We start from the raw sequence: 22,923 nt of genomic DNA on the forward strand, positions 1-22,923 counted from the left end.
ACGCCGGACCCGGGCTGCCGCGTTCATGCCACCACCAGCCGGATACCTCATCACCCCGACCTACCCAAACCATCGACGCGGATCACGCGGACACGTCGAGGGACGTCAGCCTTTCAACCTCTGTAGCGGACAGCCACCTCACGAGTCCTATCGCTATACAAAGCTCGGACCACCTCCCTTCCCGTGTACGGCCACGCTATCCAGCCGAGTCAGCACCGGCAAGGCTTTTTGACCACACCGCCGGGCCGGCTCGCCCGAGCGTTCTCGTGCCCGGCGGCAACTTCCAAGTGCGCTCAGTTCCGGTCGCCATTTTCTGGCGCCACGCAAACCGGACCATGACGGTCCGGGACGGTTGCCGGGTGATGGGCGGTCTAGTAGCGGCGCCGAGGTAGCCAGGTGAGAACCTGTCGGCTGACCATGGAGGGGTGCAGGTCGGGCAGGGCATCCATCGCGCGCACGAGGTGAGCACCGAGGTACACCACGAGGCCCATCCGGTCCCGGCCGAATCCGGCCACGAGCAACAAGCGGGCTGCAGAGCACGGCCACGGCAGCCGGCACGCCATGCACTGATACCTGGCATCGGGCTGGTGCTCACCGGGCGCGCGTGCCGCCACCGCACGTCGTCGGGCGACGTGCCGGTGCCAACGTTCCTGTGGCCCGATCACGGCTCAGACCCGGGTAGGGTGCCGCGACCGGTGCGCCTGTGCGGGTGGGAGGTTCCCGGCGCGGCCGTTGGCGAGACGGGGCACGGTGCCGGTAAACCGATCGTTGCGCGGAGAGTGGCGGGCCATTGGCGGAGGCCAACCGTCCGGATCGCGCGGCGCGGCCTTCGACTCGCGCTCGATCTTTGCTGAATCCTTGCCAGCACGAACGGCCGCCAGAAACTCTGCGCGGGTGACCGGCAGCACGGGCACCGGTTGATACGGGCGCGGCACCAGTTCGAACGACTCCGGGCAACGCCAGCGGAACCCGCACCGACAGTAGCGCCACAACCGGCGCCAGTCCCGGCGGTGCACCGGGCGTGGTCTGCGAAACAGTCTCACAGCATTTGCCTCCCGTCGGCGGAATAGGACGGGGACGCGCCATGGTTGCTCGTCCCGACGCCGTCCTCGTAAGCATCTGCGGCCGCGCCGAGCCCTTCGTAGATTAGTGCCAATAGTGTCAGTAAGGCAAGTAGTGCCATGGGTGCGGGTGGGGTCCGAATGGGTAGCCAGGACCATGGCGCCCGTGCCCATCCCGCACACGGCCCGAGAGATCGAGGGCGACCTAACCCGACGCATCGCCGCCGGGGAGTTCCCGCCGGGCTCGCGCCTGCCCACGTATGACGCCCTGGCAGAGGAGTACGGCTCAGCCCGCCGGACCGTCGCCCGCGCCGTGGACGCGCTCAAGGCGCGCGGCACCGTGGTGGGCGTACCCGGCTCTGGCGTCTACGTGGCCGAGTAGCCCCCGACCCGCCGCCTCCCTGGCCCCGGCACCGGGGATCGTTGGTCGCCGCTCAGTCGCCAGCCCGCGGCGGACGGGCGCGGCTGGCCGATGGCGTCTCGGCAGTAGAGTGCGGCAATGTCACGGACAGACACAGCAACCCGAGTGATCGCCGCTCCGCCTGATCGTGTCTACGACGCCCTTGTCGATCCGGACGTACTTGCTGTGTGGCTGCCGCCTGACGGAATGAGCGGCAGGTTCGAGCGATTCGAGCCTCGACCCGGCGGGTCGTATCGAATGATCCTGACCTACGCGGACGCTTCGGCGGCACCGGGCAAGGCGACGGCGGACTCCGACATCGTTGAAGCCACGTTCGTCGAACTCGTCCCCGGCGTGCGGGTCGTGCAGGAGGTGAACTTCGTCTCCGACGATCCGTCCTACGCCGGCACCATGACCATGACGTGGGAGGTTGCCGCAGCCGATCACGGAACGGAGGTTACGTTCCGGGCCGACGGCGTTCCTCCCGGCATCTCCGCCCAGGATCACGCGGCGGGCCTCGCTTCCTCGCTGGCCAATCTCGCCGCCTACCTGGAGTCTTGACGTCCCGGTCGTGGGTGGCGCCGCTGGAGGTCGGGCTTGGTTGATCAGCGCGACCGGTACGCGTCAGCTCGGTGCTCGATGGCGGTCACCGTCACGACCTGGTTGTCCTCGTCGATCTCGTACAGCACCCGGTAGGTGCCGCGTCGAGCGGACCATGTTCCGGCGTACGGTGGCAAGAGCGGTTGCTTGCCCACCCGATGCGGCTTCTCGCAGAGGCTGGTGGTGACGAACTCGTAGATGGCGGTGGCGATCTTCTCGGGTATGCGTCCGGCCAGGGCACGTGCCGCCGGACCGGTGACTCGCAGTTCGTAGCGGGTGGACGCGGGTGGGCTCACCGGGGTCGTCGCGACCGCTTGGCCAGCAGCGCCGCAAGCTCATCGGCATCAAGCACATCGCCCGCTTCAATGGCGGACCGGGAATCCGCGAGTTGTCGCATGGCCTCCGGACTGGAGAGCACATCGAGGCTCTCCTCCAGGGCTGCCAGATCATCTGCGGAGATGAGCACGGCGGCGGCGTGGCCGTGCCGAGTGATCTCAATCCGCTCGTGTGTCCTGGTCACCTCATCGATGAGTTCGGAGAGGCGATTCCGGGCCTCAGTGAACGGAAGCACAGTCATGCTCGAAGTATAGCCACATACTGGCGCGAAGTCTGTACAGAACGAGATCGGTTCTTCGGTCCTGGCGGACGGTGTTCTACTGGCCGCCTGGTCCGCCGCGCTGTTGGCGCTGGCACGGATCTGCCGACCCGTGCCAGCGCTGTGCCGGGGTCAGGCAGTCTTGGCCACGCCTACCGGGCAGGTCAGCCCGTTCGGGCCGTGGTTGCAGTAGCCGTTCGGGTTCTTGGTCGGCGCCAGGTACTGCTGGTGGTAGTCCTCGGCGTAGTAGTAGTCGCCCAACTCGGCGATCTCCGTGGTGATCTCGCCGCGCCCGGCCTCCGCCACGATGGGCGCGAACGCGTCCCGGGAGGAGCGGGCGGCAGCCGACTGCTCGTCGGTGGTGGTGTAGATCGTCGACCGGTACTGCGTGCCGACGTCGTTGCCCTGCCGCATCCCCTGGGTCGGGTCGTGGTTCTCCCAGAAGACCTTGAGCAGGTCCTCGTAGCCGATCTTCGAGGGGTCGTAGACCACCTGGACCACCTCGGCGTGCCCGGTCCGGCCCGAGCAGACCTCCTCGTACGTCGGATTCTGGGTGTAACCGCCCGCGTAGCCCGCCGAGGTGGAAATCACCCCGGGCAGCGTCCAGAACAGCCGCTCGGCTCCCCAGAAACAGCCCATCCCGAAGACGGCGACCTGGGCACCTGCTGGCCACGGCCCCCGCAGTGGGGTACCGAGCACCTCGTGCCGGTCGGAAACCGGCATCGCGATCGGCCGGCCGGGCAGGGCCTGGTCGGGGGTGGGCAGCTCGGCATTGATACGCCGTAGGAACACGATGGGACTCCTTTCGTACCTCTGCCGGGTGTAACAAGGCACCCACCCGGATCCTTACCCGCTCCGCTCCGCCCCACCCCGCTCAGCTTCCCCGATCCGTGCCGGGGTCCCCGGCAGTCGGTGGGAGGGCGGCGGTGATGCGGGTGGCGTACCAGGCGGCCTCCTCGTCCGAGGCGTACTTCGTGCGGGGCCAGAAGAAGCCACGCAGCCCGTCGCCCTTGGTCCGGGGTACGACGTGGGTGTGCAGGTGCGGCACGGACTGGGACACCCGGTTGTTCATCGCCACGAACGTCCCACCCGCGCCGAGCCCGGTCTCGACGGCCAGCGCCAGCCGCTGCACCAGCCGGAAGTAGCCCGGCAGCGCGGGTTCCGGCAACTCGCCCAGCGTCTCCACGTGTTCCCGGGGGACCACCAGGAGATGCCCCTTGAACACCGGCCGCACGTCGAGGAAGGCCACCCCGTCGGGGCGGTCGGCGACCCGGAACGCCGCCGCGCCCGCCACGATCCCGCAGAACACGCACCCTGCCACCAGGGCAGGCTAGCCTTCTGCAGATGAGTCACGGCTTCGAGACACTCGCCATCCACGCCGGCCAGGAGCCGGAGCCCCGCACCGGTGCCGTGGTGCCGCCGATATACCAGACCAGCACCTACGCCCAGGACGCCGTCGGCGCGCCCCGACTCGGCTACGAGTACAGCAGGTCGGGAAACCCGACCCGGGACGCATTGCAGGAGTGCCTGGCCGCGCTGGAGGGCGGTCCGGTCGGGCTGGCCTTCGCCAGCGGGCTGGCCGCCGAGGACGCCCTGCTGCGCACCGTCTGTCGCCCCGGTGACCACGTGGTGATCCCGGACGACGCGTACGGCGGCACGTTCCGGCTCTTCGCCCGGGTCGCCGAACGCTGGGGGCTGACCTGGACGGCGGCCCGGATCTCCGACGTCGACGCCGTACGGGCGGCGGTCCGCCCCGGCCAGACGAAGGTGATCTGGGTGGAGACCCCCACCAACCCGCTGCTCGGGATCGCCGACATCGCCGGGCTGGCCGGGCTGGCCGGCGACGTCGACGCGCTGCTCGTGGTCGACAACACGTTCGCCTCGCCCTACCTGCAACAGCCGATCGCGCTCGGCGCCGACGTGGTGGTGCACTCGACGACCAAGTACGTCGGCGGGCACTCCGACGTGGTCGGTGGCGCCCTCGTCGCGGCCAGCGCCGCGCTCGGCGAGGAACTGCGCTACCACCAGAACGCGATGGGCGCGGTGAACGGGCCCTTCGACGCCTGGCTGACCCTGCGCGGGGTCAAGACCCTCGGGGTACGGATGGACCGGCACTGCGACAACGCCGAGCGGATCGCCGACTACCTGAGCGGGCACCGGGCGGTGGCCCAGGTGCTCTACCCGGGCCTGCCGGAACACCCCGGGCACGAGATCGCGGCGAAGCAGATGCGCCGGTTCGGCGGCATGATCTCCTTCCGGGCGGCCGGCGGCGAGGAGCATGCCGTACGGATCTGTGACCGGGCGAAACTCTTCGTGCTCGCCGAGTCACTGGGCGGGGTCGAGTCGCTGATCGAACATCCGGGTCGGATGACACACGCAAGTGCCGCCGGCTCGCCGCTTGAAGTTCCCGCCGATCTCGTGCGACTGTCTGTCGGCATCGAGACCGCCGACGACCTACTCGCAGACCTGGAGCAGGCGCTCGGCTGACCGCCGTCCGGCCGCCCGGACAGCGGTGCGGACAAGCCGATGGGGAGTTGGCCGTGCAGGACATCACGCCGAACTGGGTGGGCGCGACCGCGAAACAGATCGCCCGGGCCGTCCGCCGAGGTGACGCCTCCGCCACCCAGGTGGTGGCGGATCACCTCGACCACATCGACCGGGCGGACCGGGACCTGTCCGCGTTCCGGGTGATCCGGGCCGGCGAGGCGATCGTCGAGGCGGAGAAGGTCGACGAGCAGGACGACCTGGCGAACCTGCCGCTGGCCGGGGTACCGGTGGCGGTCAAGGAGAACACCGCCGTCGCGGGGCTGCCGACCTGGAACGGGTCGGCGGCCGCCCGTACCCCGGTTGCCGAGTCCGACCACGAGGTGGTCCGGCGGCTGCGCGGCGCCGGTGCGGTGATCGTCGGGGTGACCCGGATGCCCGAGCTGGGACTCTTCGGCACCACCGACGACGAGACGGCGGTGACCCGCAACCCGTGGGCGCCCGACCGTACCCCGGGCGGCTCCTCCGGCGGCGCGGCGGCGGCGGTCGCCTCCGGGATGGTGCCGATCGCGCACGGCAACGACGGCCTCGGCTCGATCCGCATCCCGGCCGCCTGCTGCGGGCTGGTCGGGCTCAAGCCGGGCCGGGGCGTGGTGCCGTGCCAGCTCGGTGCCACCGACTGGTTCGGCCTCGCCGAGCACGGCATCCTGGCCACCACCGTGGCGGACGCCGCGGTGGGCTTCTCGGTGCTCGCCGGGCGGCGCCCGGACAAGCTGGTACCGCCGGAGCGGCTGCGGGTCGCCGTGTCGCTCCGCTCACCGGTGGCCGGGGTACGCCCGGACCAGCCCAACCGGGACGCGGTGGGCGCCGCCGCCAAGCTGCTGGCGGTGGCCGGACACGACACGGTCTCGGTCGACCCGGTCTACCCCACCTCGCTCGGGCTGCGCGGCATCGCCACCTGGCTGGCGGCGGCGGCCGGCGAGGTCGAGGCGGCCGGCCTGGACCCGGGCACCCTGCAACGACGCAGCCGCCGGCACGCCGCGCTCGGCGGCTGGGCCCAGCGGCGCGGCCTGGTACGCGAGCAGGACCGCACCCGGTGGCGGGAGCGCAGCGTCGCCTTCTTCGGCGATCACTCCGTCGACCTGCTGCTCACCCCGGCCCTGGCCAGCGTGCCGCCGCCGGCCGTCGGCTGGGCCACCCGCTCGTGGCGGTCCAACCTGCTGACCTGCATCCGCTACGCCCCGTACGCCGCGCCCTGGAACATCGCCGGGCTGCCATCGCTGGTCGTACCGGTCGGGCTGCGCCCGGACGGGCTGCCGGTCGGGGTGCAACTGGTCGGCCCGCCCGGCTCGGAGCTGCTGCTGCTCGGTGTGGCCGGGCAGTTCGAGATGTCCGGCCCGTGGCGGCGGCACGCGCCCGACTGGCCCCGGGTGCCGACCCCGGCCGGCTGAGCATCTACTCAGGAGGCCGGTCATCGGGCCCGGGCGCCACATCGACCACGGCTGCACAGTCGGCGGGGTAGTCTCCCGGTCGCGGTCGCCCTGCTGCGTCGATGACCGCCGCACCCACGTCCGACCACCCGCGACCCGGGTGCGGGGATCGCGATCCGGGCGGCGCCGGAGGAGGGCGACAGGGTGAGTTCCGGCACGACCGGGCTGCCGATGCTGGGGCCGCGTCGACCGGATGCGACGATCTGGGGCATGACGGAGCTGGTCGGACTCGCCGAGGTCACCGCCGCCCGCGAACTGCTTGCCGGGGTCACCCGGGTCACCCCGCTGGAGCCGTCCCGACCGCTTTCCGAAGCACTGGGCGGACCGGTCTGGCTCAAGGGCGAGCACGTGCAGCGGGCCGGGTCGTACAAGGTCCGGGGCGCGTACGTGCGGATCGCCCGGCTCTCGGCGGCGGACCGCGACCGGGGAGTGGTGGCGGCCAGCGCCGGCAACCACGCCCAGGGGGTGGCGCTCGCCGCCGGGCTGCTCGGCGCCGCCGCGACGGTTTTCATGCCGGTGGGCGCGCCGCTGCCGAAGGTGGCGGCCACCAAGAGGTACGGCGCCCGGGTGGAGTTCGTCGGCAACACCGTCGACGAGTCGCTCGTCGCGGCGGAGGACTTCGCGAACCGCACCGGAGCGGTCTTCATCCACCCGTTCGACCACCGGGACGTGATCGCCGGGCAGGGCACGGTGGCGCTGGAGATCCTGGAGCAGTGCCCGGAGGTGCGGACCCTCGTCGCCGGGGTCGGCGGCGGGGGACTGGTCTCCGGGGTCGCGGTGGCGGCCAAGGCGCTCCGTCCGGATATCCGGGTGATCGGGGTGCAGGCCGCCGGTGCCGCCGCCTTTCCTGCCTCGCTGAAGGCCGGCGAGCCGGTACGCCTGCCCGCCTTCGCCACCATCGCCGACGGCATCGCGGTGGGCCGGCCCGGTGAGGTCACCTTCGCCCACGTCAGCAAGCTGGTGGACGAAATCGTGACGGTCTCGGACGAGGACATCTCCCGGGCCCTGCTGATGCTGCTGGAGCGGGGCAAGCAGGTGGTGGAGCCGGCCGGGGCGGCCGGGGTGGCGGCGCTGATGTCCGGTGCGATCGCCGCCGTGGAGCCGCCGGTGGTGGCGGTGCTCTCCGGCGGCAACATCGACCCGCTGCTGATGCTGCGGGTGATCGAGCACGGGCTCGCCTCGGCGGGTCGGTTCCTGCGGATCACCGTGCGCTGCGCGGACCGGCCCGGCCAACTGGCCTCGCTGCTGGGCCTGATCGCCGAGCACCGGGGCAACGTGGTCGACGTGGTGCACCAGCGGCAGAACCCGCACCTGCGGCTCGGCGAGGTCGAGGTGGCGCTCTCGGTGGAGACCCGGGGCGCCGAGCATTCCGACCGGCTGATCAGCGCGCTGCGCGGCTGTGGCTACCAGGTCGACGTCGCCCAGCCGGGCTGAGCCGGCTGGGTCGGACGTCGATTTGCCGGTCGCTCCCTGCGAGAGGGTGGCCGGTCGCTCCCACCGGCGGTTGGCCGGTCGCTCCGCCGGTCAGCCGCCGTACGCCTCGAACCGGACCACGGTCACCTTGATCTCCGCGCCGCTGGGCGCCGTGTAGGTGACGGTCTGGCCGGGCCGGGCGCCGAGGATGGACTGGCCGAGCGCCGACTCCGGGCTGTACACGGTCAGGTCGGTGGTCGCGGCGATCTCCCGGGAACCGAGCAGGAAGGTCTCGGTGTCGTCGGCGTCGTCGTCGAAGTGGATCGTGACGACGCAGCCCGGTGCCACCACGTCCGTGGCCGGCGCCTCGCCCACCTGGGCGGTACGGAGCAGTTCCTGCAGTTGTCGGATCCGGGCCTCCTGCTTGCCCTGTTCTTCTCGGGCGGCGTGATAACCGCCGTTCTCCCTGAGGTCACCCTCTTCACGCCGGGCGTTGATCTCCGCGGCGATCGCCGGACGGCCGGCGATCAGCTCGTTGAGCTCCGCCTGCAGCCGGTCATAGGCCTCCTGCGACAGCCACGCGGCTGCCTCGCGGTCGGTCTTGGACACAGACGATCTCCTCGGGTAGTCGTGGACAGGGACGAATTACCAAGTTACCAGTGCGCTATGCACCGGACGCCAGGTCATTTGTCGGCGTACCTGCTGGCCGGATGCTCAGTGAACCTTTTCAACCTGAACCGCGCGGCGCTCATGCACCGCGTCCGACCTTGCAGTCCGGCGGACCGCAAGGGGAGGTTGGAAAAGGTTCAGGCGGCCGGGCGGCAGCGGAGTACCTCGCCGAGGATCGGCCGGGCCGTGGTGGCCAGTCGGTGCCGAATGGTCAGGTGCCGCTGCCCGGGCTCGGCGGTCACCCGTACCTCCTCGCGGGCGACCTCGGCACCGTCCCTGGAGCGGGCCCGGAGCACGCAGGTCGCCGAGCCGCCCTCCGGCACTGTAACCCGGAACTCGAGCATCAGTTGACTGTCGGTGATCTCGGTGTAGGTGATCACCTGGGCGTCGTAGTTCGGGTCCCCGTACTGCCGGTAGAGGCGGTAGGAGACCGCGCCCAGCACCGCCAGCAGGACGACCGCCAGCAGCGCCGAGACCCAGGGCCGGCGGCGCCGGAGCGCGCGGCGGCGGCCGTACCGGCCGGGTGGGAACACCGGGGCGTTCGGTACGGGTGTGGCGGGCGTCTCGGGCACCGGCGGGCATCTCCTGGCACGGTTGTCGGGGGCATCGGCAAGAATGGGTAGGCCCATCCTCTCAGTCGACGACCGGGCCGGGTCTGGCAGGTCGTCCACGACCCACCGGATCCAGCGGTTCTCGGATCCAGCGGTTCTCGGATCGCGGCGGTCCTCGGATCGCGGCGGCGGCGGAGGGGTGGGCGCTTGGAGGGGGAAACGGGGGGCCGAGCCCGGCCCGGGCATCACGAGGGAGCACCTGAGTTGGCAGAACAGCTACGTCTGATGGCCGTGCACGCCCATCCCGACGACGAGTCGAGCAAGGGCGCGGCGACCATGGCGAAATACGTCGCCGAAGGCGTGCAGGTCCTTGTCGTCACCTGCACGGGCGGCGAGCGGGGCAGTGTGCTCAACCCGAAGCTGGACCGGCCGGACGTCTGGGCCAACATCGCCGAGATCCGCCGGGCCGAGATGGACGCGGCCCGGGCGATCCTCGGCGTCGAGCAGGCGTGGCTCGGCTTCGTCGACTCGGGGCTGCCGGAGGGCGATCCACTGCCCCCGCTGCCCGAGGGCTGCTTCGCGCTCCAGGACGTCGAGGTCGCGGCGGCGCCGCTGGTGAAGCTGATGCGCGAGTTCCGCCCGCACGTCGTCACCACCTACGACGAGGAGGGCGGCTACCCGCACCCCGACCACATCATGTGCCACCGGGTCAGCGTGGCGGCGTTCGACGCGGCCGGCGACCCGGAGCGCTTTCCGGAGCTGGGCGAGCCGTGGCAGCCGCTGAAGCTCTACTACGACATCGGTTTCTCGAAGGCCAAGATCATGGCGCTGCACGAGGCGATGCTCGCCCACGGCGCGGAGTCGCCGTACGCGCAGTGGTTGGAGCGCTGGGAGGACCGGCCGGACAAGGGCCCGAGGATCACCACCCGGGTCGAGTGCGCCGACTACTTCCCGGTCCGCGACGACGCGCTGCGCGCCCACGCCACCCAGGTCGACCCGGACGGCTTCTGGTTCCATGTGCCGATGGAGCTGCAGCAGCAGGCCTGGCCGACGGAGGACTTCGAGCTGGTCCGCTCGGTGGTCGACAGCCCGCTGCCGGAGTCGGATCTCTTCGCCGGGGTACGGGAGACCGCGCAGGTCCGGTGAGTCGGGTAGGCGTACCGTTAGGGGGTAGGCCGCCACATCGGAGGATTTCCAGTCATGCTTACCGCTGCGCAGGTGCTCGCGGAGAACAACTTCGGTGACACCCGGACCGGCGGCCTGGCCGGACCGATGGGTCTTTTCCTGATCACCGTGCTCGCCATTGCCACGGTCCTGCTCATCCGCAACATGAACGCCCGGTTGCGCCGGCTGCCCGACCGCTTTCCTCAGCAACGAGACGCCGAGCCGCCGGCCGCCGAGTCGTCGGCGGTCGAGTCGTCGGCGGACGAGCCGGGCGCGGCGAGCACGTCCGCCGACGCCTCGGCGGCCGAGGAATCTGGTGGAAGCGCTCCCAAAGCCCCCCAGCAGGACCGGAACAGTCAGTCCGCGCCATGATTCACGCTAATCCGGCCAGGCGCCCCCTGTTGCGCTCAATCGGATTGGCTTAGCCTTCCGCCGGGGGACCAAAAGTCCCCGCACCGTGCGCGGGAGGGGGCGCCGATGAGAACCAGACCCGACGCCCAGCGCCGGTTGTGGCACGGCCACGTCGCCAGGCGGTCGCCGACGAACGGCGGCGATCCGTGACCTCCGGCCGTCGGTCCGGGCGCCTCCTCGCTCTGGTCGGCATCGCGTCGGCACCCCGTCGACTGCGGGTGCTCACCTTCATCGCCCTGCCCGTTGCGATGATCATCGCCGCGGCAGGTCTGCTCATCCCCACCGACCTGTCCACCGACGACCCGCTGCCGGCGCTGGCCCGGTTCGGCATCGCCACCGGTGTGATGGCGCTCGCGCAGCTCTTCAGGCTGCGATTCCGGGTCGGGTCGGGTCGGGTCAGCGTCACCTGGGGCGAGGCGTCGTTCATCATAGGGCTCTCCCTGGTGCCGCCCGGCTGGCTGCCGGCCGCCGCCCTGCTCGGTGCGGTGCTGGGTTGGACGCTGCTGGCGATCTTCGTGGACCGGCGCTCCGCGCTGGACGTCGTACGCACCGCCGCCGCACTGGGCCTCTCCGTCGCGTGGGCCGTCACGGTCACGCTGGCCGTCGCCGGAGCCCTCGGCACGCCGGTGCCGGGCGTGCTGGGGACGATCCTCGTCACCGACCTGGCGCCGCCGCTGATCGCCGCCCTCGCCGTCGGCGCGCTCGCCTATCTGCTGGCCGCCGCCGGCCTGGTCGGGCTCACCCTGTCGCTGCGGCACGGCGAACGGCTCTGGCCGGCGCTGCTCCGCGCCCTCCAGGGCAAGCTGCTGATGTTCGTCGGCAACGTCTTCGTCGGGCTGGCCGTGGTGGCGGTGGTCGGGTACGACCCGCGCTGGCTGCTCTTCCTGCCGCCGGTGCTCTGGCTGCTCCAGCAGACGTACAGTCAGCGGCTCCGGGCCGACGACGAACGCCGCGCCTGGCGGGCCCTTGCCGAGGCCACCGGCGCGCTCAACCAGCTCGACGAGCACGGTGTCGCGACGGCCGGGGTGGCCGGTCCGCTGGCCCTGTTCGGTGCCGAGTGGGTCGAGGTGGACGTGCGGCGCGGCGACGGCCGCTGGCGGCGTTACCGCGGCGAGCCGGGCCGGCCGGTGTGGCACCGCGACCTGACCGCGGCCGAGCGGGCCCATCCCGGCGAACCGGGCGGGCCGTCGGGGCCGCCCAACGACGCGAAAGGCCGGTTGCCGCTGGCCAGCCGGTTTGGCCTGGACCTGGTGGCCAGCCAGGTCGGCGGCGACCTGTCGGCCGGCAGGGCCGCCGGTCGGGCCGGCACCGGGCAGGGCCCGCCGGTCACCGGGCGGACCGAGCAGGAACTGGTCCGACCGCTGGTGGTCGGCGCCTGCCCGGTCGGTGAGCTGCGGGTCCGGTTGCCCCGCTCCGCCCCGCCCGGCCAGCGGGAGCAGGACGCACTGTCGGCCTTCGGCGACGCGCTGGCGGCGGCGCTGCACGACGCGGCGACGCACCGCCAGCTGCGGCTGGTGACGGCCCAGTCGTCGTACGAGGCGGTGCACGACGCGCTGACCAACCTGATCAACCGGGCGGCGCTGCTCAGCAAGGGCGACGTCGCCCTGCACCAGCTCGCCCACGACCATCCGGTGGCCCTGCTGCTGCTGGACATCAACCACTTCAAAGAGGTCAACGACACGCTCGGGCACGCGGCCGGCGACGAGCTGCTCCAGGTGACGGCGGACCGGCTGGACGCGCTGGTCCGCCCCGGTGAGCTGCTCGGCCGGCTCGGCGGGGACGAGTTCGCGCTGCTGATCCCGTCCCCGGCGGTACTGGCCGAGCCGGCCACCGACCGGTCGCCGATGCCGAACGTGCTGCGCCGGGCCCGCGAGATCGTCGAACTGCTCGCCAACCCGATCGAGGTTGCCGGGGTACGGATGTCGGTCGAGGTCTCCGTCGGGGTGGTGGTGGCCGGCGCGGGTACGGCCGACATGACCGAGCTGCTGCGTCGGGCCGACATCGCGATGTACCAGGCGAAGCAGGGCGGCGGCAGCGTCGCGTCGTACGACAGCGGCCGGGACGCGGCCAGCACCGACAAGCTCGCCCTGCTGGCCGAGCTGCGGGAGGCGCTGGACGTCGACGACCAGCTCGAACTCGCACTCCAGCCGGCGGTCGACCTCTGCACCGGACGGCCGACCGGGGTGGAGGCGCTGATCCGGTGGCGGCACCCGAGGCGGGGCCGGCTCACCCCGGCGGACTTCGTCCGGACCATCGAGGGCAGCGAACTGCTCGGCGCGTTCACCCGATATGTCGTGGACAAGGCGCTCAGCGTCGCCGCGGACTGGGCCAGGCACGGTCTCGACGTACCGATCTCGATCAACCTGTCGGCGCGCAGCCTGCTCGACCCGCGGCTGCCGGCCGAGGTGGCCGAGTCGCTGCGCCGGCACCAGGTGCCGGCACGCCGGCTCGTGTTGGAGATCACCGAGACGGTGGTGATGAGCGAGCTGGAGGTCATCGACGAGGTGCTCTCCGCGCTGCGCGCGATGGGCGTGCAGCTGGCCGTCGACGACTTCGGCACCGGGTTCTCCTCGCTGACCTTCCTGACCCGGATCTCGGTGGACGAACTCAAGGTCGACCGGTCGTTCGTGATGAAGATGGCGGAGTCGCCGGAGGCGGCGGCGATCGTCCGGACCACCGTGGACCTCGGCCGCGAGTTGGGGCTGCGGGTGGTGGCCGAGGGGGTGGAGACCGCCGACCAGCGGGCCGCCCTCGCCGAGCTGGGCTGTACGGCCGCCCAGGGCTACCACTTCTTTCGGCCGATGCCGTCGGACAAGATCGTCGCGGTACTGCGGTCGCTGCTCGACTCCGCACAGGCGCGAATCCTGCCGCTGCGCGCCGACGGCGCCTCCTAGCCGGGCCACGGCGGTCGACGGCGGCGTCCGGCGACCAACAGCGGGGCCACGGCGGTCGACGGCGGCGTCCGGCGTCCAACAGCGGACCGCAGCCGTCGATGGGGACTCCGGAGGAGCTTGCCGGCCTGTGCCGGACGCCGAGCGCCGTGCAGGCGCAGCGGATATGGTCGTCGGGTGAATCGACTGGCCGGCGCGACCAGCCCCTACCTACTCCAGCACAAGGACAACCCGGTCGACTGGTGGCCGTGGACCGCCGAGGCGTTCGCCGAGGCGCGCCGCCGGGACGTACCGGTGCTGATCTCGGTCGGCTACGCGGCCTGCCACTGGTGTCACGTGATGGCGCACGAGTCGTTCGAGGACGAGACCGTCGGCAAGCTGGTGAACGACAACTTCGTCGCGATCAAGGTGGACCGGGAGGAGCGCCCGGACGTCGACGCGGTCTACATGACCGCCACCCAGGCGATGACCGGGCAGGGCGGCTGGCCGATGACCGTCTTCGCCACCCCGGACGGCACCCCCTTCTTCTGCGGTACGTACTACCCGAAGGCCAACTTCGTCCGGCTGCTCCAGTCGGTGACACAGGCCTGGACCGACCAGCGCGAGGCGGTGCTCGGCCAGGGCGCGGCCGTGGTCGAGGCGCTGGCCGGCGCCCAGGCCGTCGGCGGGCCGCGCGCCCCGCTCACCGCCGAGACGCTGGACGCCGCGGCCGAGCAGCTCGCCCGGGAGTACGACGAGACCAACGGCGGCTTCGGCGGCGCGCCCAAGTTCCCGCCGCAGATGAACCTGCTCTTCCTGCTCCGCCACCACCAGCGCACCGGCGCGACCCGCGATCTGGAGATCGTCCGGCACACCTGCGAGGCGATGGCCCGGGGTGGCATCTACGACCAGCTCGCCGGCGGCTTCGCCCGGTATTCGGTGGACGGGCACTGGACGGTGCCGCACTTCGAGAAGATGCTCTACGACAACGCGCTGCTGCTGCGGGTCTACACCCAGCTCTGGCGGCTGACCGGGGACCCGCTCGCCGGCCGGATCGCCACCGAGACGGTCGCCTTCCTGCTCGACGACCTGAACACCCCGGCCGGCGGGCTGGCCTCGGCGCTGGACGCCGACACCGAGGGCGTGGAGGGTGCCACCTACGCCTGGACCCCTGCGCAGCTCGTCGAGGCGCTCGGCGACGAGGACGGCCGGTGGGCCGCCGACATCTTCGCGGTCACCGAGGCCGGCTCGTTCGAGCACGGCACCTCGGTGCTCCGGCTGGCCCGGGACATCGACGACGCCGAGCCGAAGATCCAGGAACACTGGCAGCGGGTCCGGACCGCCCTCCGGGAGGTACGCGACCGCCGGCCCCAGCCGGCCCGGGACGACAAGGTCGTGGCGGCCTGGAACGGGCTCGCCGTCACCGCCCTGGTCGAGTACGCCACCCTCACCGCCGACCCGGTCGCCGGGGCGGCGGCGGTGCGGATCGCCGAGGTGCTGGCGGAGCGGCACATCGTCGACGGGCGGCTGCGCCGGGTCTCCCGGGACGGTCGGGTCGGCGAGCCGGCCGGGGTGCTGGAGGACTACGGCTGCGTCGCCGAGGCGTTCTGCGCGGTGCACCAGTTCACCGGGGAGGGACGCTGGCTGGAGCTGGCCGGGCTGCTGCTGGACGTCGCGCTGCAGCGGTTCGGCACCGGGCAGGGCGGCTTCTACGACACCGCCGACGACGCCGAGCAGCTGGTCAGCCGGCCGGCCGACCCGACCGACAACGCCACCCCGTCCGGACTGTCGGCGGTGGCGGCGGCGCTGGTGGCGTACTCGGCGCTGGGCGGGCAGGTGCGCTACCGGGAGGCGGCGGTGGCCGCGCTGGAGACCGTCGCGCCGATCGTCGGCCGGCACGCCCGGTTCACCGGGTACGCGGCCACGGTCGGCGAGGCGCTGCTCTCCGGCCCGTACGAGATCGCGGTGGTCACCGCCGAGCCGGCCGGCGACCCGCTGCTGGCGCTGGCGCACCGGCACGCCCCGCCCGGCGCGGTGGTGGTGGCCGGCGAACCGGACCGTCCCGGCGTACCGCTGCTGGCCGACCGGCCCATGATCGACGGCGTTCCGACCGCCTACGTCTGCCGGGGCTTCGTCTGCGACCGCCCGGTCACCACCGGGGACGCCCTGCTGGCGCAGCTCGGCGTCAGCGGCGGTTAGGCTTGCGCCCGCTATGGATTCCCGCACGGGTCTGCCCGTTGTCGGCATGGTGGGCGGCGGCCAACTGGCCCGGATGACCCACCAGGCCGCGATCGCCCTCGGCCAGTCGCTGCGCGTGCTGGCGCACACTCCCGAGGACGGAGCCGCGCTGGTCGCCGCCGACGTCCGGTACGGCCAGCACACCGACCTCGCCGCGCTGCGCGACTTCGCCGACGGCTGTGACGTGGTCACCTTCGACCACGAGCACGTGCCGACCGGGCACGTCCGGGCGCTCGCCGAGGCCGGGGTGGCCGTCTACCCGCCCGCCGACGCGCTGCTGCACGCCCAGGACAAGCGGGTCATGCGGGAGCGGCTGACCGAGCTGGACGCCCCGGTGCCGCGCTGGCGGCCGGTCACCGAGCCGGGCGACCTGGTCGACTTCGGCGCCGAGCTGGGCTGGCCGGTGATCCTCAAGGCGTCCCGGGGCGGATACGACGGTCGGGGCGTCTGGGTCGTCGCCGACCCGACCGAGGCCGCCGAGCTGGTCGGCACGCTGCGGGCCGCCGGCACCGAGCTGATCGCCGAGGAGCGGGTCGCGCTGCGCCGGGAGCTGGCGGTGCAGGTCGCCCGCTCGCCGTTCGGCCAGGTGGCGGCGTACCCGGTGGTGGAGACCGTGCAGCGGGACGGCATCTGTGTGCAGGTGCTGGCGCCGGCGCCCCGGTTGCCGGAGGAGGTGGCGCTGCGGGCCCAGCAGCTCGCGATCGACCTGGCCACCGCGCTCGGCGTGGTCGGCCTGCTCGCGGTCGAGCTGTTCGAGGTGACCGGCCCGGACGGCGAGCCGGCGCTGGTCGTCAACGAGTTGGCGATGCGGCCGCACAACTCCGGACACTGGACGATCGAGGGTTCCCGGACCTCCCAGTTCGAGCAGCACCTTCGGGCGGTGCTCGACTACCCGATGGGGGACACCGCGCTGACCGCTCCGGTGGTGGTGATGGCGAACGTGCTCGGCGGCCCGGACGGCGGCATCTCGATCGACGAGCGGCTGCACCACCTCTTCGCCGAGGATCCGGGCGCCAAGGTGCACCTCTACGGCAAACAGGTCCGGCCCGGCCGCAAGATCGGGCACGTCACGGTGCTCGGTGACGATCTTGAGAAGGTACGCGCCCGGGCCGTCCGGGCCGCCTGGTGGCTACGGGAGGGGCACGAGTGAGCGAGCGGGGCGCCGACGGCGGCGTGACCGGGTCGGCGCCGCCGGTCGGTTTGATCATGGGCAGCGACTCGGACTGGCCGGTGATGGGTGCGGCGGCCGAGGCGCTGGCCGAGTTCGGTGTCGGTTACGAGGTCGGGGTCGTGTCGGCGCACCGCACCCCGGTCAAAATGATCGAGTACGCCCAGGCCGCCGCCGGCCGGGGCATCCGGGTCATCATCGCGGGTGCGGGCGGGGCCGCCGCGCTGCCCGGCATGGTGGCCTCGGCCACCCCGCTGCCGGTGGTCGGGGTGCCGGTGCCGCTCAAGCACCTCGACGGGCTGGACTCGCTGCTCTCCATCGTCCAGATGCCGGCCGGTGTTCCGGTGGCGACGGTGTCGATCGGCAACGGCCGCAACGCCGGCCTGCTGGCCGTACGCATCCTGGCCGCCTCGGACGGGGCACTCCGGGACCGGATGCTGGCGTACCAGGCCGAACTGGCGGCGCTGGTCGCCCAGAAGGAAGCCACGCTGCGGGCCAGCCTCGGCGCATAGCCGACGGGGGTCGCACCCCGCGCACGGGTGGTCAGCGCATGCCGCGGACCGCTCGGAGGCGCTCCTGGGTGCGGCGCCGGTTCTCGTTGTTGGCCCCGAACGCCAGCAGCAACAGACCGACCGGGATCAGCACCAACCACGGTCCGAAGTCGAACAGGGCGCGCAGCGCGGCCAGCGCGGTGACCACCGCCCCGATGATCACCGGAGCCTGCTGCCGCCGGTTGGATCCCCAGATCAGCGTCGCCACCCCGCCGAGCAGCAGCAACACCTGCCGGAGAGCGCTGTCGTTGTCGAACAGCACGATCACCAGGGTCGGCAGGAACGCCGCGACCAGCGCCGGCCCGTACGCGAGCCAGCTGCTCAGGTCGGCGCGGTGCCGCAGCTCCAGCAGGCCGACCAGGAGGGCCAGGGCGGCGAACGGCAGGGTGTACGCCTCCGGCAGCGCGACGTCGGCGAGCGCCATCAGCAGCCACCAGGCGACGATCTCGCAGCCGACGGCCGACCAGAAGAGCACGCGCCGCTCGACGGTACGGCGGTACGGCCGAACGGCGGCCATCCCGAGTACGGCGCCCCAGGCGGCGAGCAGCGCGGCGATGTGCCGGGGCGAGTCGTAGGCGAGCGCGGCGGCGATGAGCGCGGCGGCGTACCCGGCCCACTCCACAGTGGTCGCCTCGCGTATCGCCTCCGGGCGGCGCAGCCGGGGTAGCATCGCCGCGACCAGCAGCAGCACCGCACCCACCGCGAGTACCCCGAAGGCGGACCAGGCCGGATCGAGCCCGAGCACCAGGCCCGCGGTGAAGACGAAGGTCTGGGCCATCACCGAGGCGAAGAGCCAGCCGAGGATGCGGGCGTTCTGGGTCCGGCCGCCCAGCGCGGCCACGGCACCGACGCCCACCGCCGCGCTCAGGGTGAACAGGGTCAGGTTCCGGGTGGCGAGCGCGCCGGCCAGTCCGGCCCCACCGGCGGCGAGTCCGATGCCGAAGACCAGGATCCGGGTCAGCCGCAGCGAGCGGGCGACCTCGGCGTCCGGCGGGGGCGGGGTCAGGGCCAGGCCGAGCATCGCGAGGGTGAAGACCGCGAGCGCGGCCAGCGTGCCGTTCGGCCAGGCCAGGCCGAGCGAGATCGGGGTGATCAGCAGAGTGATCGCGGCACCGGGCAGCACCACCGGCACCGCCCGGGCCGGCCGGCCGCCGCTGAACCCGGTGGCGGCCAGCCCGGCGGCGATGGTCAGCAGCAGGGCCGCCAGCACGTTGCCGGGGTCCACGGCATCGGGCTGCGGATCGGTGAGCCCGACCGGCGGACCGTTCCAGATCCGGCCGAGCGTCTGGTACGGCTCGACCAGCGCCACCACCAGGGCGGGAGCCAGCGCCGCCACGGCCAGCGCGGTCGGCAGTGCGGCCGCGATCATCGCCCCGACCGCGGGACTGACCGACCAGCGACCGCCCCGGGGCGGCTCGGGCAGCCGGCGGAGCGCGCCACCGAGCATCACCGACCAGCGCCGGATCGGTTCCCGGAGCGGAGTCGGGGCCGGGGTGACCGCCCGGATCAGCTCGGCGAGCACCCCGAGGAGGACGGCCGCGGCGGCGTAGACGCCCCAGGGCAGGTTGGTGAGCAGCGCCGCCACCGAGGTCGCGGTCGCCCCGCCGACGATGCCCATCGTGGCGTACGGCAGGTACTGCGGTACCTGCCGGCGGATCACTCCGACCACCGCGACCCCGAGGCTCGCCCCGGCGAGGGTGGCCAGCACCACCACCTCGGCGGGTGAGCGCAGCGCGGCGGCGAGCGAGGCGAGTGCGCCGCTGAGCGCGAACAGCGCCCCACCGGTGGCGAGCCCGCCGATCTGGGCCGTCTGCGGCGGCATCGACCAGGCCTCGGCCTCCTCCGCCGGTCCGGAGAGGGTGCCGACGACCCGGGCGAGGGTGGCGACGACCGCGCCGATCAGCGCGACGATGCCGAGCGCGGCCGCGGTGGTCCACGGTCTGACCAGGCTCGCCCCGACCGCGTGCAGGGCGACCGCCCCGGCGACGGTGGCCCGGGACAGCCCGGCCCGGGGATCGGCGGCGACGACGGAACTCACCCCGTAGACGGTGGCGACGGCCCCGCCGACCACGATCGGGGACCACCAGGGCAGCCCGAACGCCGCCGGGATGCCGATGGTGGCGAGTCCGACGCAGGCCGCGGCGACGTCGTACGCCCAGGGCCGGGGCAGGGCGATCGCGGCGGCACCGGCCAGCAGGAGCAGCGCGACCGGGGCCTGAGCGCCGGTGCCGGTCTCGCTGACGTGCCACTGCGCGAGGTCGGCGGCCCAGAGCCGGCCGGGGGTGGACAGCACCTGGAGGCCGCCGCTCAGCGCACTCCAGCCGGCGAGCAGCGCGACCAGGCCACCGGTCAGCGCGATCCCGAGGATCGGCCCGCGCCGCCACTCGACCGGCATCGCCCGGATCCCGGCGGCCACCACCAGGATGAGGAAGGCGGCGGCGGCGAGTTCGGCGCCGTCGGTGAGGATGCCGGCGATCCGGGCGAGGGTGCCCACCAGGGCCGCGGTGACCGCCGCGGCGGCGATGTCCGAGCCGTCCAGCAGTCGGTCGGCCCGCCGGCCCGAGTCGATCGAGGGGGCCAGCACCAGCAGGATCGCGCTGACCAGCAGCAGCCCGCCGACCAGGGCGTCCGGCAGGGTGGCGCCGGGGGCGCCGAAGGCCGCCGCGGTGACCGCCAGCGCCCCGAGACCGGTGCCGACGGCCAGTGGCACGCTGATCTGCCGCTGAGCCACCTGGGTGACCGCCGCGTAGCAGAGCACCGCGCAGACGGCCAGGAAGCTGGCGGCCAGCACCGGTTGGCTGGCCTCCCGTACCGACAGGACGGTCGGGGTGGGGTCGACGGGTACCGCCGAGGCGACGAAGGCCGCCACCGCACCGGGGAACGCGAATGCCGCCCCGCCGGCCGCCCAGTCGCCGAGCAGGCCGGACCACCGGCCCAGCGGTGCCGTACGGGCGAGCGGGGCGAGTGCGACCAGCGCCCCGCCGACGGCGAGCGCGAAGAGGACGGCGGCGGTCAGTCCGGGCCGGACCACCGAGGCGGCCGCCCCGGCGAGGCCGACCACGGCGGCGGCGACGGCGTGGGTCAGCGCCGCCCGTCGGGTTTCGGCGGTCAGCCCGACCAGTCCGATGCCGATGGCGACCAGCACCGGCGGCCACGGGGCGGCGACCCAGCCGAACCCGAGCGAGGCGGGCGTGGCGAGTGCGGTCAACGCCGCGCCGACCACGGCGAACTCGCGGCGTACCTCGGGCGGCGAGGAGAGCACGGCGGCGATGGTGAGCAGCAGCGCGGTGACGGCGAGCTGCCAGGAGGTGTCGCCGACCTCGGCGGCGAGCTTTCCGGGGTATCCGGCGAGGTCGGCCTCCCAGACCGGCAGGGCGGCCCGGATCGGGGCGAGGGCGGCCCGCAGAGCGCCGCCGGCCACCACGATGCCGATGACGATCAGGGCGGCGGCGGAGGCCAGCTGCGGCCCGCGCCGGGCCGCCTCGGGGACCGCGCGTACGCCGAGTCCGGTCAGCGCGATCACGGCGGCGATCACCACCAGTGCCCGCCCCGGCAGGGCCACCGCGGCGACCCGGCCGGCGGCACCGATCACGGCCAGGGTGAGGATCCCGGCGGCGATATCCGGCAGGGGCGGCCGGCGCAGCGTCAGCGCGCCGACCATGCCGACCCCGGCGGCGAGCAGCAGCGCCAGGCCGGCCCGGGCGGCGGCCGGTACGGTGTCGGCGTTCACCAGCGCGAGGACCGCGCAGACCACGGCGACGGCGAAGGCCAGGCCGTGCAGTGTCCAGACCAGTTCCCGCACCCACGGGGTGTGGACCGCCGACGCCCGTACGCCGGGGGTGCGGACCCGCTTCGCCGACCCGCCCAGGGCCGGATCGGCCTGGACGACCGCGTCCGCCTCCTCGGGGAAGGTCTCCGGCCGCTCCGGGCCGGTCCCGTCGGAAGGGTCCCGGCCGGGATCTGTCGGGTCGCCGCCCACCCGGTCCGGCCGGCCGGCGGGGCGGCCCCTCGGTGCGGCGGGCGGGGCGTCCACCGGCAGCTCGGGCCCGAACCGGAACCGGGCCGGCCAGCCGGTCAGCCGCCCGTCGTCGCCGAAGAGCCGGCCGAGATAGAGGTTCCCGATCGCCACCGCCGCCAGCACCACGGCCCAGCCCGCCGGCCCGGTGACCCAGGCGTACGCGAGCAGCGGCAGGATCGGCTGCACGGCGAGTACGGCGGCGTAGCGGGGGGCGTTCAGGCCGGTCGCCACGGTGTAGCCGGCCGCGACGGCGGCGGTGACCAGGAAGGTCAGCCCGGCGAAGAGGGATCCGGGCAGGCCGCTGTCGCCGAACCGGTCGACGGTCCAGAGCGAGTACCCGGTCAGCGGCACCAGCAGCAGTCCGACCGCCGCGATGGTCTCGGCGGTGGCGCTGAGCCCGCGCCGGGCCACCTGGGGCGGTGCGGCCAGCATCAGCGCGGTGGCCAGCACCAGGATCGCCACCCGGCTGAAGTCGTCCATCGAGCTGAGCGCGACCGCGGCGAAGACCACCGCCGCGATGCCGAGCAGCAGGGCGCCGAGTCCGAGCAGGATGTTCTGCACCTCCCGGCTGGAGGCCTCGGGTCGGGCCTTCCCGCCGTCGTCCCAGGTCGGCCCCGCGTCGGGCGGTGGGGGCGGCGGCGGTGGAGGCGGTGCCATCCGGTCGGTGCCGCCGCCCTTCGGCTGCCGGGGTACCCGGGGTGGTGGTCCGCCCGGGGAGGTGCCGGGCGCGGCGGTCGGTGGGCGCCGGTCGGCCTTGCGCCGGAGCACCCGGCGCGGCTTGGTGTTCTGCTTGCGACGCTGGTCCGCCGCGTGCGACAGGATGTCCCGCTGGAAGAGCGCCGCCTGCATCTGCGAGGCGATCGTCTTCTGCTCCTTGGCTATCGCCGCCTCGCGGATCTTCATCTCGGCGATCGAGCGCTCGATCCGGGCCAGGTCGTCGGCCCACCGGAGCTGTTCGGTCCCGCAGTGCGGGCAGTGCGGCGCCGGCTCGATCTCCCGGCCGCACGAGGAGCACTGGTACGTCGTACTCACGGCACCCCCTCCAGCCGGCGCGCGGGCCGCGTCACGGGCTTCCACCGAAGCATGCCTGCGCGGGGCTTTCGTTGAACAGCCCCCGATCGCGTGCGAGACCCGGCTGAGGAGATCCTAAAAGGCCGGCCGCGGACCTCGGTGGGTCCACGGCCGGCAAGTCGGCGTCGAATTCACGATTGTCGCCGTCCGGTCGGTGCGCTATCGACGG

At 73.2% G+C, this 22,923-nt stretch carries 18 protein-coding genes; 11 read left to right on the plus strand and 7 right to left on the minus strand.

The window, feature by feature from the left end:
• Positions 1 to 1,218 precede the first annotated feature (1,218 nt).
• Both ABNF97_RS07450 and ABNF97_RS07455 read left to right on the plus strand, forming a co-directional pair.
• Positions 1,219 to 1,443: a GntR family transcriptional regulator gene (locus tag ABNF97_RS07450; RefSeq protein WP_130462126.1), complete on the plus strand. Its 225-nt coding sequence runs from the start codon at positions 1,219 to 1,221 to the stop codon at positions 1,441 to 1,443.
• A gap of 144 nt (positions 1,444 to 1,587) precedes the next feature.
• Entirely contained in the window at positions 1,588 to 2,022 is a 435-nt protein-coding gene (locus ABNF97_RS07455) for an SRPBCC family protein (RefSeq protein WP_349338062.1), read from the plus strand.
• A gap of 44 nt (positions 2,023 to 2,066) precedes the next feature.
• Here ABNF97_RS07455 and ABNF97_RS07460 read toward each other — a convergent pair whose 3' ends face one another.
• The 4 genes from ABNF97_RS07460 to ABNF97_RS07475 all read right to left on the minus strand — a co-directional run bounded on the left by ABNF97_RS07460 (position 2,067) and on the right by ABNF97_RS07475 (position 3,977).
• Complete coding sequence (locus ABNF97_RS07460; RefSeq protein WP_349338063.1) at positions 2,067 to 2,357, minus strand: type II toxin-antitoxin system RelE family toxin; 291 nt, start codon at positions 2,355 to 2,357, stop codon at positions 2,067 to 2,069.
• The gene (locus ABNF97_RS07465; RefSeq protein ID WP_130462128.1) at positions 2,354 to 2,638 is read right to left on the minus strand and encodes a type II toxin-antitoxin system prevent-host-death family antitoxin; all 285 of its coding nucleotides are present in this window, start codon (positions 2,636 to 2,638) and stop codon (positions 2,354 to 2,356) included. Before ABNF97_RS07465 ends, ABNF97_RS07460 begins: the two co-directional genes overlap by 4 nt.
• Positions 2,639 to 2,788: 150 nt before the next feature.
• A complete protein-coding gene (gene msrA / locus ABNF97_RS07470) occupies positions 2,789 to 3,448 on the minus strand; it encodes a peptide-methionine (S)-S-oxide reductase MsrA (RefSeq protein WP_349338064.1) in 660 nt (219 codons plus the stop codon).
• 82 nt (positions 3,449 to 3,530) lie between these two features.
• Complete coding sequence (locus tag ABNF97_RS07475) at positions 3,531 to 3,977, minus strand: HIT family protein (protein WP_349338065.1); 447 nt, start codon at positions 3,975 to 3,977, stop codon at positions 3,531 to 3,533.
• Positions 3,978 to 4,000: 23 nt separating this feature from the next.
• On the opposite strand from ABNF97_RS07475, the gene ABNF97_RS07480 reads away from it, so the two are divergent.
• The 3 genes from ABNF97_RS07480 (at position 4,001) to ilvA (ending at position 8,064) form a co-directional block, all read left to right on the plus strand.
• Positions 4,001 to 5,143, plus strand: coding sequence for a cystathionine gamma-synthase (locus ABNF97_RS07480; protein WP_349338066.1), 1,143 nt, complete (start codon positions 4,001 to 4,003; stop codon positions 5,141 to 5,143).
• A gap of 47 nt (positions 5,144 to 5,190) precedes the next feature.
• A complete protein-coding gene (locus ABNF97_RS07485) occupies positions 5,191 to 6,591 on the plus strand; it encodes an amidase (protein ID WP_349338067.1) in 1,401 nt (466 codons plus the stop codon).
• A 249-nt stretch (positions 6,592 to 6,840) separates the two neighbouring features.
• The gene (gene ilvA / locus ABNF97_RS07490; RefSeq protein ID WP_349338238.1) at positions 6,841 to 8,064 is read left to right on the plus strand and encodes a threonine ammonia-lyase; all 1,224 of its coding nucleotides are present in this window, start codon (positions 6,841 to 6,843) and stop codon (positions 8,062 to 8,064) included.
• Positions 8,065 to 8,154: 90 nt separating this feature from the next.
• Here ilvA and greA read toward each other — a convergent pair whose 3' ends face one another.
• On the minus strand, positions 8,155 to 8,652 hold the full coding sequence (greA, locus tag ABNF97_RS07495) for a transcription elongation factor GreA (RefSeq protein WP_130462135.1): 498 nt from the start codon (positions 8,650 to 8,652) through the stop codon (positions 8,155 to 8,157).
• Positions 8,653 to 8,849: 197 nt separating this feature from the next.
• Positions 8,850 to 9,284: a DUF4307 domain-containing protein gene (locus ABNF97_RS07500; protein WP_349338068.1), complete on the minus strand. Its 435-nt coding sequence runs from the start codon at positions 9,282 to 9,284 to the stop codon at positions 8,850 to 8,852.
• Between the two features lie 243 nt (positions 9,285 to 9,527).
• Here ABNF97_RS07500 and mca point away from each other — a divergent pair, with 243 nt between their 5' ends.
• The 6 genes from mca to purE all read left to right on the plus strand — a co-directional run bounded on the left by mca (position 9,528) and on the right by purE (position 17,626).
• Positions 9,528 to 10,409: a mycothiol conjugate amidase Mca gene (gene mca / locus ABNF97_RS07505; protein ID WP_130462137.1), complete on the plus strand. Its 882-nt coding sequence runs from the start codon at positions 9,528 to 9,530 to the stop codon at positions 10,407 to 10,409.
• A gap of 54 nt (positions 10,410 to 10,463) precedes the next feature.
• Positions 10,464 to 10,799 (plus strand): hypothetical protein, encoded by a 336-nt coding sequence (locus ABNF97_RS07510; protein WP_349338069.1) that lies wholly within the window; start codon positions 10,464 to 10,466, stop codon positions 10,797 to 10,799.
• Positions 10,800 to 10,984: 185 nt separating this feature from the next.
• Positions 10,985 to 13,732 carry an EAL domain-containing protein gene (locus tag ABNF97_RS07515; RefSeq protein ID WP_349338070.1) on the plus strand — a complete coding sequence of 916 codons (2,748 nt, stop codon included), beginning with the start codon at positions 10,985 to 10,987 and terminating at the stop codon, positions 13,730 to 13,732.
• A 174-nt stretch (positions 13,733 to 13,906) separates the two neighbouring features.
• On the plus strand, positions 13,907 to 15,907 hold the full coding sequence (locus ABNF97_RS07520) for a DUF255 domain-containing protein (RefSeq protein ID WP_130462139.1): 2,001 nt from the start codon (positions 13,907 to 13,909) through the stop codon (positions 15,905 to 15,907).
• A gap of 13 nt (positions 15,908 to 15,920) precedes the next feature.
• Complete coding sequence (locus ABNF97_RS07525; RefSeq protein WP_130462140.1) at positions 15,921 to 17,096, plus strand: 5-(carboxyamino)imidazole ribonucleotide synthase; 1,176 nt, start codon at positions 15,921 to 15,923, stop codon at positions 17,094 to 17,096.
• A gap of 56 nt (positions 17,097 to 17,152) precedes the next feature.
• Positions 17,153 to 17,626 carry a 5-(carboxyamino)imidazole ribonucleotide mutase gene (gene purE / locus ABNF97_RS07530; RefSeq protein ID WP_130465849.1) on the plus strand — a complete coding sequence of 158 codons (474 nt, stop codon included), beginning with the start codon at positions 17,153 to 17,155 and terminating at the stop codon, positions 17,624 to 17,626.
• Between the two features lie 31 nt (positions 17,627 to 17,657).
• Here purE and ABNF97_RS07535 read toward each other — a convergent pair whose 3' ends face one another.
• Complete coding sequence (locus tag ABNF97_RS07535) at positions 17,658 to 22,715, minus strand: SCO7613 C-terminal domain-containing membrane protein (protein WP_349338071.1); 5,058 nt, start codon at positions 22,713 to 22,715, stop codon at positions 17,658 to 17,660.
• Positions 22,716 to 22,923 lie beyond the last annotated feature (208 nt).

This window comes from Plantactinospora sp. B6F1 (genome assembly GCF_040120695.1).
Classification (GTDB): domain Bacteria; phylum Actinomycetota; class Actinomycetes; order Mycobacteriales; family Micromonosporaceae; genus Plantactinospora.